Here is a 12,695-nt window from a genome sequence, read left to right on the forward strand (position 1 = left end):
TAACAGCAAATAAGCTCAAGCAGGGTTGAAGTGCTTCGTAAGAAAGGGAAGTGATAGATTTGAAGTTCAGTTCTTCGTAGGAAGCTCAGTGGTAAAATCCCTGCCTGCGCCTATTTGCAAACCGTTAGCGGTAATTCTAAAAAAACGAGATACATTGAAAATTAAACTTATATAATTTTATAACTTTGGAAAAAAGAACATAATAAAATGACAATTGAAGAGTTTAAAACAAAATTTAAAGAAATTAAAAATAAAGGTTTTATTCCGACAACCCGTAAAGGACCAACAGGAATTGGGCATACTTTGGAAACTCATTTGGGCATTTTTGAAAATAATGATGCACACCCCGATATAGAAGGGGCTGAACTAAAAGCTCATAGAACAAAAGGAAATAGCTTAATAACACTATTTACGTTTAATAATAAAGTTTGGAAGATGCCACCTCTTGAAGCTGTTAAAAAATATGGCAGTTTGGATAAAGACGGGAGACAAGGTTTATATTACACAATGTCGCTTAAACCAAATAGCGCTGGACTTTTTCTGGATGTTCAAAAAACCGAAATTTCAGTAAGACATATTTCAGGCGAAGTAATTGCTACTTGGCAATTACAAACATTAGCTGATAGATTTATGCAAAAAATGCCAGCTTTACTTTTTGTTTCTGCATTTACTGAGGAACGTGATGGTATTGAATATTTCCATTTTTATAGAGCACAACTTATGAAAGGAACTTCTCCTGAATTATTGGCGGACCAATTTAGAGAAGAAAATATTCTTGTTGATTTAAGACTTCACGACAAAGGGACGATGGCACGCAATCACGGAACAGGATTTAGAACATATGAAGATAAATTACCTTTACTTTTTCAAAGCATAATTGACCTATGAAATATAAAGTAGTAAGAAATGAAAAGTATGATTTTATTGGACAATCATACTCAACAAGTTATCCCAACATACATAAGTATCCAGCAACAATGATACCTCAAATTGGGATTGAATTATTTAAAGAATTTGAAATAAAACGAGGGAAACTTCTTGACCCCTACTGTGGTTCAGGTTCTTCCTTTACTGTAGGGCTTGATAGAGGGTTAACAGAAATGTATGGCTTTGATATTAACCCCCTCGCAGTTTTAATTTCAAGAGCTAAATTTACTAAAGTTGACATAGAGAAAGCTAAAGACATTAGACAGCGTCTTAGGAACAGAGTATATGAATTTGTAAAAATTGAAGATAACCTAAAAAAAATTGATATACCTCAACATTATAACATTGATTTTTGGTTTTCAAAAGTTGTTTTGCAAAACTTATCTGTTTTAAAACATTTCATTGATAAAATCCAAGTTGACATTAGAAGATTATTTTTGGTTCCTCTTTCGGAAACAATTAGAGAATGTTCCTATACAAGAAATCACGAATTTAAACTATACCGCATAAAACCTGAAGAATTACTGCAATTCAATCCTGATGTTTTTGGTGTTTATTTTGACAAACTCAATAAAGTAATTGATATTTATGAGAAATACTATTTACCAAAATTAAATGGTGCTAAAATTGATATTAGTTACAGCAAATTCCCTAAAAAAGATAATGAATTCGATATTGTTTTAACAAGTCCGCCTTATGGAGATAGTTTTACAACGGTTGCTTATGGTCAATTTTCAATGTTCAGTAATCAATGGTTTGGAATAAAATATGCAAGACAAATTGACAATATGTTAATGGGTGGTAGTCCTGTAAAAGAGATTTATCCAAATAGTATAATTACAGATTTTATTAACGAAATTTCAAAAAAGTCAACACGTAGGGCTTTAGAGGTATCTTCATTCTATTTTGACCTCGATAAATCGATTAAAGATGTAGCAAACAGTGTAAAGAAAGAAGGTAAAATCATTTATATTGTAGGCAATAGAACTGTAAAAGACATTCAACTCCCAACTGACCAGTTTATTGCTGAAAGATTTGAAAATTATGGATTTAGACACATAATAACTTATGAAAGGCTATTAGGAAATAAGGCTATGCCATTACAAAACTCACCTTCAAATAAGGTAGGACAAAGAAAAGGAACAATGACAAAAGAATATATAGTTGTTTGTGAAAAATAAAAAAGAACTACCGCTAACAGCGGTTTGGCGTAATGGCGGGTGCAGTGCTTCGTATGACAGTTTTGTGGTAGGTTCAAGTGCAGTTCTTCGATTGAACTTTTGTACTAAAAATCCGCCACTACGCCAAGCCGCAAAACGTTATAGCCAATGCTAAAAAACGACAACGAATAAAAACAGAAACAATGAGTGAAAGACCAAAATTAAAATTAGAACTCACGACATTTGACAAGATGCTTGAAATTCTTGGTTGGGCTTCAATTCTAGCAATTTGGGGTTTGACAATCATAAACTATTCAAACTTGCCCGACACAATTCCAATCCATTATAACGGTGCAGGTCAAGCGGACGGATTTGGTGGGAAAAAAACTATTTTGACTTTGCCTCTAATTGCAACAGTTCTATTCATAGGGATGACAATCCTAAATAAGTTTCCTCACATTTTTAATTATCCAACCAACATAACGCAAGACAACGCACTAAGACAATACACAAATGCAACAAGACTGATTAGGTATTTGAAATTCATTATTGTTATCATTTTCGGACTAATTGCTTTCAAGACAATTCAAAATCCAAACGGACAAGCGGACGGTCTTGGTGTTTGGTTTTTACCAATGACATTAGGACTAATTTTTATTCCGATGACTTATTACATAATTAAAACACTCAAAACAAAACAATGACTAGAAGACAAAGCACTGGCTATAACACGGGTTTTGCGTCAGGCGGGGTGAGGTGCAAACTTGGAGCTTTGTGCTTCTGTTCAAGTTCAGTGCAGGTTGACAGTTTTGTGCTCCGAAACCCGCCCGAACGCAAAGCCCCGAACCGTTGGCAGCAAGTGTAACAGACCGTGCAGCGACAAACAAACACTTGACAAAATAGAAAAAGTAAACCATTTTGACAGGTGACCATGTACATAGAAACGATATAACAAACGGACAACGAGTAAGCCGACACTCATTGCATACACTTCTGTATTTTTTATTTTTTCCACCGCTCAATTTTTTAATTCAAATAAGCGAAGCGATTCACGAACTCCAATTAAAACAATAAATAAAGTGAGTAATTTTATTGCCACCCCGAAAACGGCACATTTGGTTTTGTCCGACACACAAGCCTACGCATCACAAAACCAAAAGAGCCATTTTTTGCCAACGCATTTCTAAACAATATTCAATACAATATGCAGTTTTACATCTATGAAAGTTTTAATAATTGAAGACGACCATACACTAAACAAGAATATAAGTGAAGCTCTCAGTGCGGAAGGTTTTGATGTAATGACTCTTTTTGACGGGTCGTTGGTAGAACGAACTACCAAAAGAGAGCAATTTGATTGCATTATTCTTGACATTAACTTGCCAGGCAAAAACGGATTTGAATTGTGCAAACATTTCAGAAAAAACAACATTACAACTCCTGTAATTATGCTGACGGCATTCAGTGAATTGGAAGACAAGGTTCAGGGGTTTGACTGTGGTGCAGATGACTATTTAACAAAGCCTTTTTTTATGAGGGAATTAATTATAAGAGTAAACGCCTTAATCAAAAGAAAAGGAAAGAATACATATTCAACGGAACCTGTTTTTACCTTTGATGATATTACGCTGAATGATTCGACTAAAAAAGTATTCAGGAATAGTACTGAGATTGTTTTAACCCCAAGAGAATATCAAATACTATTAAAACTAATTCAACAACCGGGTGAAATTGTTTCAAAAGCAGATTTGGTGAAAGAAATTTGGGGAGGTTCGTTTGAAGCCAATACCAATACTATTGAAGTTTACATCAACTTTCTACGCAACAAATTGGATAAGCCATTCAAGAAAAACACTATCAAAACGAAAGTAGGTTTTGGCTATTACCTTGATACAAAATGAAAATAAGGAACAAAATATTACTCTATTTCTCAACAACTACAATTGCCTTAACAATTCTGTCATCGCTTGTCATTTACTTTTTATTTTCTGAGTATCGGCAGGAGGAATTTCAGCAAAGACAAAAAGAAAAAATAAAATACACCCTTGGTTTAATTGCAGAGTATAAGGACTTGACTGAAAACCTGACGGCAATAATGGATAAGCATACAATCCACGATTTTTATGATGAAAAGATGTTGATTTATGACAAGCATAAAACATTAATCTATCAAAGTGTTGATGATTTGCCTATTAACAATGCAGATAACCTTCTAAATAGCTTATCTCCTGCAAAACAATGGGTTGAAACAAAAGAAGATAAATACGATATCATTGCAGTTTATATTCAAAATGAAGAAAATCACTTTTATGCCATAAGCAAAGCGTATGATGCATTTGGTTATACAAAACTGGCATTTCTTAGAAATGTGCTTATTGCAATTACTGCAATTATCTCAATAATTGTCTTGCTAGTTACTGTTTTTTTATCAAAAAGAATTGCAAAGCCCATTACCGAAATTGCAGAACAACTTGGAAAGTTGGATATTGCCAATGAGAGCATTGAAGAGTTGCAGGTGACATCAAAATCGTTTGAACTGAAATATCTTATCACAAGATTCAATCAATTAATTCAAAGAACCAATGAGGCTTTTGCTTTTCAGAAACACACGATTCACCATATTTCCCATCAGTTAAAAACCCCGGTTGCCGTTTTGGTTTCAGAGTTGGAACGCATAGAGAAAAAAACGGATTCAATAGAACTTAAAACAGCTATTGAGACTCAAATTGTCAAAACCAAATCATTGGGCAATATCATCAATACTTTATTAGAGATTTCAAAAATTGAATCAGCCAAGCAAACAACAAAACAGACTTTTCGGATTGATGAATTAATTTTTGACATCATTGCAGAACTCAACATCATTTATCCTGATTTTAAGTTTGAGGTCAACTATACGCCTAAACAGGTTAGCGAAACCAAACTTGCAATCAAAGCCAATGAACCACTAATTAAACAAGCATTCCTGAATATTCTAACAAATTGTATTACATACAGCGACAATGCAAAAGCTGAAATTCTATTTGACTGTTCAGATTCTGAAAAATTGATAGTCTTTGCATCAAATTCGGGCATTCCGATTTCTATAGAAGAAGAAAAATTTCTTTTCAATCATTTTTTCAGAGGACAGAACAGCCAAAGCAAAACCGGTTTTGGTCTGGGACTGGTGTTAGTCAAAAGAATTTTTGAAATGCACAACGCAAAAATTGCTTATTCAAGTCCTGATACGAATCTCAATATTTTTGAAACCTCTTTCCCTTTAAGCTAAATTTTATCGGCTTTAAGGTCTTTTTAAGGTTGCTTTTCTGACTTTTGCACTTCAATCAAGTGCAGATTATAATGAAGATTTCAAAATACGGAGCAACAACAATTCTATTCCTTTATTTTTCATTTCAGGGTGTCGCTCAAGATACCTTGAAACTAAGCCGTCAACAATGTGAAGCCGTTTTTCTTAAAGAAAACCTGTTGCTCATTGCTGAAAGGTTGGAAGTGCCCAAAGCCGAAGCAATGGTTCTACAAGCCAAGCTATGGCCAAATCCAACAGTTTCTTTAGATGAAATAAACCTTTGGGCAACCCAAAAGCAATTAGGCGTTTTTGGTCAAGAATTGCAAGGCTTTAATGGCGGTAACTTGGGAAGAAACCAACAAATTAGTTTTTCTATAGAACAATTGATTCTCACTGCCGGAAAACGAAAAAAGTTGATGGCTTTGGAGCAAGTAAACGTAGATAAATCAAAACAGTATTTCGAGGATTTATTGCGACATCTGAAAATTGAATTCCGCCAGCAACTTACGCAATTACAATACCTGCAATTCAATAGAAACATTTACCAAAATCAAATCAACAGCATCAGGCAATTGACACAAGCCTATCAAAAACAAGTTGATTTAGGCAATATCCCAAAAGGAGAATACATCAGATTGAAAGCTTTGGAATTGGAATTTTCAAAGCAAATCAATGAGTTGAACAAAGAAATTAATGAAGCTCAAAAAGAACTCAAATTACTAATGCGTTTGCCCGCAAATGTGCAATTAATTTTAACAGATGATGCGTATTTGAAAAACACGGAATCTTTCAAACTGATAAGTCTTACAGTATTATTAGATACTGCAAAATCAACAAGACCCGATTTAAAAATTGCGGAATTAGACCAAACCTATTTTAGCAAATTGTATGCTTACGAAAAAGCCCAAAGAACGCCAAACGTAACACTAAAAGGAGGCTATGACCGAGGCGGTAACTTTATGTATAATTTCATTGGGTTTGGTGTGGCAATGGACTTACCGGTATTTAACCGAAATCAGGGAAATATCCGATATGCCAAGTTGGGTATTGAACAATCAAAAATACGTTATGAGCAGCAGAATTTGACTATAACCAATGAAATAGTATTGTCTTGGCAAAACTTGAATGCTGCCATCCAATTTTACGAAAGTATTGAGCCTGATTATGAAAAAACATTGGACGACTTGCTGAATGCCTACACCAAGAATTTCACAAATCGCAATATGAGTTTGCTTGAATACCTTGACTTTTTAGATGCTTATCTTGAAAACAAAAAAATCATATTAGAAGCGGGTAAAGAAGTAAATGACAAAGCAGAGGAATTGAATTTTTCTGTAGGAACGGATTTGATTAAATAAAAACATCAGTATAAAATGAACAATATATCACTAAAGAACACCATTATCAGTTGCTTGTTAGCAATCTTACTTTTGAAAAGTTGCGGAAACTCAGAGCAAAATAGCACCATTACTGAAAACAAGCCCTATTGTTTAGACGAAAATTTCAAATCAAAAATTGAAACAACAAGTCCTGTAAAGCAAATCGTTACAGAAAGCATTCCACTAACTGGAGCAGTAGAACCAAATCCTGATAAAGTCATTCACTTTGTGAGTTTAGTAGGTGGCATCATATCCAACACCTATTTTTCTTTGGGCGATAAAGTAACCAAAGGGCAGGTATTAGCCGAGTTAAAAAGTTCGCAGCTTTTGGAATTGCAATCGCAATCTAAAACCATAGACGCACAAATTAAAGTAACGGAGAAAAAAGTGCAATCGGTTCAATCTATGTTTGATGACGGTGTAGCATCTCAAAAAGATTTGATGGAGGCCGAAAGTGGACTGACCATATTAAAGGTAGAACGTGAAAAAATCCTTTCCACGCTTAGTTTATTCAGTGCAAGTTCAGAAAAAGGCGTCTTCCTTATTAAATCTCCTGCCACTGGTATCGTAACTGCAAAATCTATTGCAGCAGGTCAGCAAATATCAGCAGAAGGCGAACCCTTATTTACCATTTCAGACCTGAATGAAGTTTGGGTTTTGGTAAATGTGTATGCTACCAATGTAAAGAATATACAACCTGGAATGGAGGTAAACATTAAAACTCTTTCTTATCCTGACGAACTATTTAAAGGAAAAATTGCAGCCATTTCACAGGTTTTAGATGCTGATGCAAAAGTGATGAAAGCAAGGGTTGTTTTGCAAAATACCGACTTGAAATTAAAGCCGGGTATGTTGGTTGATGTAAACGCATTAAAAGAACTGAAAACCGAAGCGTTGAGTATTCCAACAACAGCAATGGTTTTTGACAATAATCAAAATTATGTAGTGGTGTATAAAAATGATTGTGAAATCGAAGTCAGGCAAGTTGAAATTCTCACGAAGAGCAACGGCACTACTTTTTTATCAAGCGGTTTAAGTGAAAACGAAAAAATCATCACGAAGAACCACCTGTTAATTTACGAACAGATTAAAAACTTCAACAACTAATTGTTATGCAGAAATTTGTTCAAGGTATAGTTGCGTTTTCACTGAAGAATTCAATAATCATTTTTTTTCTCACGACATTGCTATTGATTGCAGGTATCATCAGTTACATTCATACACCTATTGAGGCTTTTCCCGATGTAACCAATACCCGTGCGAGAATCATCACCCAATGGCCTGGAAGAAGTGCTGAAGAAGTAGAAAAGTTCGTCACATTACCCATTATGAAGGCTGTCAATACCATTCCCAAAAAGGCGAGTGTTCGTTCTATTTCTTTATTTGGTTTGTCGGTAGTAACTGTAATTTTTGAAGACGATGTAGATGATTTTTATGCCCAACAATATGCTGCCAACCGCTTGCAAGGGGTTGATTTACCTGTTGGTGCAGACCCAAGTATTGAACCACCTTATGGTGCAACGGGTGAAATATTTCGTTATGTAATAAAAAGTAAGCGTCCCATAAAAGAACTTACGGCTATTCACGACTGGGTGATTGAAAGGGAATTGGTCGCAGTTCCCGGTGTGGCAGATGTAGTAAGTTTTGGCGGTGAGGAAAAGATTTATGAAATCAAAATCAATCCAACAGAACTGGCCAATTATGACCTATCTCCTTTAGAAGTTTTTGAAGCCGTTTCAAAAAGTAACGTAAACGTTGGGGGAGACGTGATTGAAAGAGGTTCACAAGCTTATGTTGTGCGTGGCGTGGGATTGTTAGAAAGCATTGAAGACATTGAAAACATCTTGATTGAAACCAAGGGAACAACTCCTATTTTAGTAAAACACGTAGCTGAGGTAAAAGTAGCTGCCAAACCAAGATTGGGAGTCGTGGGCTTGCAAGACGAAGAAGATTTGGTTCAAGGAATTGTGGTAATGCTTCGGGGAGAGAATCCAAGTGAAGTAATTGCTAGAGTAAAAGAAAAGATCGCAGATCTAAACGAAAGAATTTTACCTAAAGATGTAAAGATAGAGCCTTTTATTGACAGAACAGAGTTAGTGAACGCCACAGTTAAAACCGTTAGCAAAAATATCGTAGAAGGTATTTTATTGGTTTCCGTTATTGTATTTATCTTTTTATTCAATTGGCGAACTACGGTTATTGTTGCTTCAGTCATTCCGCTTTCGTTCCTATTTGCTATTGTAATGCTTCGCATTCAAGGATTGCCCGCCAATTTAATTTCAATGGGAGCCATTGATTTTGGACTATTGTTGGAAGGAACACTTGTAATTGTTGAAACTGTTTTCGTGGCAATGGAGCGGAAAGCCCACCATTTAGGTATGGATAAGTTCAACCGAATCAGCAAAATGGGTATAATAAAGAAAAGTGCAGGAAGCGTTGCAACCTATATTGTCTTTGCTCAAATTATTCTGATAGTTGCACTTCTTCCTATTTTCTCTTTTCAAAAAGTGGAAGGCAAAATGTTTTCTCCATTAGCATTTACTTTGGGATATGCACTGATTGGCTCATTAATTCTAAGTATTACTTATGTTCCTGCACTTTGCAAAGTGTTGTTGAAGAAAAACATTGTAGAAAAAGAGAATTTCATTTCCCGCTTTTTCCGTAACAACCTTTTCAAACTCTTTTTATGGAGTAACCGAAGGAGAAGAATTACGCTCATTGGTTTTGCTTCAATATTGGCTATTTGTACCATTAGCTTTCTTTTTTATGGTTCTGAATTTATCCCTAAACTCAATGAAGGAGCTATATACGTAAGGGCTACTTTACCCAATAGCGTGAATATTGAGGAATCGAAGCGGCTGGCTGAAGAAATGAAAGCAAAGATTCGTGAGTTTGAAGAAGTGAAATTTGTATTAAATCAAGTAGGACGACCCAATGACGGAACAGACCCAACCGGATTTTTCAATATCGAATTTCACATACAATTATTTCCTGAAAAAGAATGGAAGCGTAGTATAAATAAAGATGATTTGATTGATCAGATGAGGAAGGTTTTACAAACCTATCCTGGAATCGTTTTCGGATTCAGTCAACCCATTCAGGACAACGTGGAAGAATATGTGGCAGGAGTAAAAAGTTCATTGGTCGTAAAAATTTTCGGTGACGATTTATTCGAACTGGAAAAATATGCCGACCAAGTGGCTAATATATTAAGAAATGTTGAAGGGATTACTGACCTGAATGTGTATAGAAATATTGGATTGCCCGAACTCCGCATCAAATTAGATGAAAAGAAAATGGGTAAATATGGTGTGGCCATGGCAGATGCACAGGCAGTAATAGAAATGGCAATCGGCGGTCGAGCAGCAACAACTTTCTACGAAAATGAAAGAATGTTTGATGTGCGTATTCGCTTTCAAAAAGAATACAGAGACAATCAACAAAAGATTAGAGAAATATTGATTCCTACAATGAGCGGGAAGAAAATACCTTTGCGTGAAATTGCTGATATCAATTTCATTACCGGACCAACATTTATTTACCGTGAAGGAAGCAGCCGGTACATAGCTGTTGGCTTCAGTATAGAGGGTAGAGATTTAGGAAGCACCATTGCAGAAGCTAAAAAGAAAGTAGCAGAAAATGTGCAATTACCAAAATCCAATAAATTAGTCTGGGCAGGTGAGTTTGAGAGCAAGGAAAGAGCAAGCAAACAATTAGCAGTGATTGTTCCTGCTGTATTGTTACTAATACTATTCTTGCTTTACTTCAATTTTGGGACGATTAAAGATACATTGATTGCCGCAAGCACCATTCCCTACGCCTTTATTGGTGGCTTCATTTCACTATGGGTTACCCAAACTATTTTTGGAATTTCAGCAGGTATCGGATTCATTATTCTGTTTGGTGTAAATACTATTAACAGTATCATTTTGATTGCTGTAATGAAAGAAAATATGCGAAAAATGACCTTACACGAAGCCATTTCAAACGGGGTTCATAGTCGTATTCGTCCAATTGTAATGATTGCCCTTATGGGTTCAATGGGATTATTGCCTGCTGCACTTTCAACAGGGATGGGTTCTGAAATTCAAAAACCCTTAGCCATAATGATTGTGGGTGGTTTACTTATTTGTATGATTCTTTCACTGACAGTATTACCGCAAGTATTTTATTGGGCTTATCGTAAAACAGAGCACAGAAAATGATTCTTAGATTTTATGCAATATTCCTTCTTTCGGGATTAATTTTCAATTGCTCGTTGTATGCCCAGAGAGCAGTTGAACTACCCAATGATTCATCTGGTCTTTATTTGACATATGATGATTTTATCAATGGTAAAATCACTCATGGTTTCCCGAAGTACAAAAAAGGTTACACACTTTGGCCAAAAGGATTTTTTACAAACAAAGATCCCGAACTAAAAACACCTGATACAAGCATAGTATACAAACGTGCTGACATTTGGGGATATACCGACCACCGTGGGAAGTTCATTAGGATATATAAAAACAAACACTACAAGGTTCTTTGCGATAAGGGACTTATCATTTACATTATATATTCCCCGACTAAAGCTTCGTATTATTTCAGCAAGTCAATGAACGAACCAATTTGTCATTTGAAAATGAAGAATTTAACAAACATATATGCAGATAATTCAGCGTTCTTAAATAAAATCAATTCCACAAAGAAAAAAACTTGGTTGACTTGGGACGACAAAAAAGAAAGATATTTCTTAAACAAATTGTTCTTGGAATAACCCACCCACAGGTGTAAGCACATTTGCAATCCGCTACAAGCCAACCCGCAGACCAAAGTTTGCAAAAGAACTTCCACCTTTCACACTCTGACAAAATTGAAACCGTTTACGGTTCACGAACACCATAAAAAAACAAACTTCAAGGTGAGTAATTAAAAAATCTTCCTTCCCTTCAAAAAATAAAAAATACGTAATCGCACAGTCCATCACGACACAAGTAATGACACTTAAACTAAATAGTGACAATTGTTTACAAACACGAAAGACAGAACACCAGCTGCCAACACGGGTTTTGCAAAAGTGGCGGTGCAGTGCTTCGTATGACAGTTTTTCGTAAATTTGAAGTTCGTTCTTCGTAGGTAGTTTTGTGCTGAAAATCGCCACCTTCGCAAAGCCCGAAAACGTTATAGGGCATTTTAAAAGACGACAAAATGAGCTTAATTGATTATCACAGGACAACAACGAAAGAACTATTAGCACTAACTAATAAAGTTAGAAATCTTATTACTCATTGGGGTGAAGATGGTCGATACAAAGAAGCAGTTCTTAAAAATGTAATCAGACGTTTCTTGCCTGAAAAATTTACTATTGGAACCGGTTTTGTTATTAAGCAAACTAATAATCGTGGACAGCATTTAACTTCACGACAAATTGACCTTATAATTTATGATGACGCAAGTCCTGTTTTATTCAAAGAGGGCGACTTTGTAATATTGACACCTGACGCTGTCAAAGGTATAATTGAAGTTAAAGCCAATTTGCAAAATCAAGGAATTAGTCAAGTTCTACGACAAGCAAATGAAAATGGTCAATTTATTTTCAGCGGAAAGGACGACAAAAAACAAAAGTTCTTTAATGGTGTATTTTCATTTGAAGGATACGAAAATAACTTTGACCAAAATGCTTTTGTGAATTCTTATTTACAAAGTAATGATGGTTTCATTGACGCACATTTTTCAAAATACAAAGTCAATCACGTAAGCTTGAACAAAGACTGGTTCCTAAAATATTGGAAAGATGATGCAAGCCCACACTCTTTATACAATATAGAAGATTTTTTAGTCCTCCGACAAAAGTTGAATAGTTTTTACAAGTTGTGGATATTGGGTATCATTTAAGAGGCAATATTGCAAAAACAGGAAACCATACCTAAAAAAAGAGAACTCTCTACGCCCGTTAGGACA

The 12,695-nt window shown here is 35.3% G+C and carries 9 protein-coding genes; all 9 read left to right on the forward strand.

Translation table 11 applies throughout. The annotated features are described in order from the left end of the window. The first annotated feature begins 207 nt into the window (after positions 1-207). The 9 genes from Rain11_RS12855 to Rain11_RS12900 all read left to right on the forward strand — a co-directional run bounded on the left by Rain11_RS12855 (position 208) and on the right by Rain11_RS12900 (position 12,629). Positions 208-888, forward strand: coding sequence for an MvaI/BcnI family restriction endonuclease (locus tag Rain11_RS12855; protein ID WP_101359777.1), 681 nt, complete (start codon positions 208-210; stop codon positions 886-888). Continuing rightward, on the forward strand, positions 885-2,108 hold the full coding sequence (locus Rain11_RS12860) for a TRM11 family methyltransferase (RefSeq protein WP_101359778.1): 1,224 nt from the start codon (positions 885-887) through the stop codon (positions 2,106-2,108). Before Rain11_RS12855 ends, Rain11_RS12860 begins: the two co-directional genes overlap by 4 nt. A 182-nt stretch (positions 2,109-2,290) precedes the next feature. Next, positions 2,291-2,791: a DUF1648 domain-containing protein gene (locus Rain11_RS12865; protein WP_101359779.1), complete on the forward strand. Its 501-nt coding sequence runs from the start codon at positions 2,291-2,293 to the stop codon at positions 2,789-2,791. A 516-nt stretch (positions 2,792-3,307) separates the two neighbouring features. Beyond that, positions 3,308-3,988, forward strand: coding sequence for a response regulator transcription factor (locus tag Rain11_RS12870; protein ID WP_101359780.1), 681 nt, complete (start codon positions 3,308-3,310; stop codon positions 3,986-3,988). Beyond that, the gene (locus Rain11_RS12875) at positions 3,985-5,355 is read left to right on the forward strand and encodes a sensor histidine kinase (RefSeq protein WP_101359781.1); all 1,371 of its coding nucleotides are present in this window, start codon (positions 3,985-3,987) and stop codon (positions 5,353-5,355) included. Before Rain11_RS12870 ends, Rain11_RS12875 begins: the two co-directional genes overlap by 4 nt. A gap of 71 nt (positions 5,356-5,426) precedes the next feature. Beyond that, positions 5,427-6,731, forward strand: a complete 1,305-nt coding sequence (locus Rain11_RS12880) for a TolC family protein (RefSeq protein ID WP_101359782.1) — start codon at positions 5,427-5,429, stop codon at positions 6,729-6,731. A 15-nt stretch (positions 6,732-6,746) separates the two neighbouring features. Beyond that, positions 6,747-7,859 carry an efflux RND transporter periplasmic adaptor subunit gene (locus Rain11_RS12885; RefSeq protein ID WP_101359783.1) on the forward strand — a complete coding sequence of 371 codons (1,113 nt, stop codon included), beginning with the start codon at positions 6,747-6,749 and terminating at the stop codon, positions 7,857-7,859. Between the two features lie 5 nt (positions 7,860-7,864). Beyond that, positions 7,865-10,957, forward strand: a complete 3,093-nt coding sequence (locus Rain11_RS12890; RefSeq protein ID WP_101359784.1) for an efflux RND transporter permease subunit — start codon at positions 7,865-7,867, stop codon at positions 10,955-10,957. 985 nt (positions 10,958-11,942) lie between these two features. Beyond that, positions 11,943-12,629: a DUF6602 domain-containing protein gene (locus Rain11_RS12900; RefSeq protein WP_101359786.1), complete on the forward strand. Its 687-nt coding sequence runs from the start codon at positions 11,943-11,945 to the stop codon at positions 12,627-12,629. Positions 12,630-12,695 lie beyond the last annotated feature (66 nt).

It is taken from the genome of Raineya orbicola (assembly GCF_002843425.1).
Taxonomy (GTDB): Bacteria; Bacteroidota; Bacteroidia; order Cytophagales; family Thermonemataceae; genus Raineya; species Raineya orbicola.

Bases quoted from the DNA above. Each gene is read 5' to 3' on its own strand.
- Rain11_RS12855 (WP_101359777.1), top strand. From the start codon at position 208: ATGACAATTGAAGAGTTTAAAACAAAATTTAAAGAAATTAAAAATAAA.
- Rain11_RS12885 (WP_101359783.1), top strand. From the start codon at position 6,747: ATGAACAATATATCACTAAAGAACACCATTATCAGTTGCTTGTTAGCA.
- Rain11_RS12865 (WP_101359779.1), top strand. From the start codon at position 2,291: ATGAGTGAAAGACCAAAATTAAAATTAGAACTCACGACATTTGACAAG.
- Rain11_RS12870 (WP_101359780.1), top strand. From the start codon at position 3,308: ATGAAAGTTTTAATAATTGAAGACGACCATACACTAAACAAGAATATA.
- Rain11_RS12875 (WP_101359781.1), top strand. From the start codon at position 3,985: ATGAAAATAAGGAACAAAATATTACTCTATTTCTCAACAACTACAATT.
- Rain11_RS12900 (WP_101359786.1), top strand. From the start codon at position 11,943: ATGAGCTTAATTGATTATCACAGGACAACAACGAAAGAACTATTAGCA.
- Rain11_RS12880 (WP_101359782.1), top strand. From the start codon at position 5,427: ATGAAGATTTCAAAATACGGAGCAACAACAATTCTATTCCTTTATTTT.
- Rain11_RS12890 (WP_101359784.1), top strand. From the start codon at position 7,865: ATGCAGAAATTTGTTCAAGGTATAGTTGCGTTTTCACTGAAGAATTCA.
- Rain11_RS12860 (WP_101359778.1), top strand. From the start codon at position 885: ATGAAATATAAAGTAGTAAGAAATGAAAAGTATGATTTTATTGGACAA.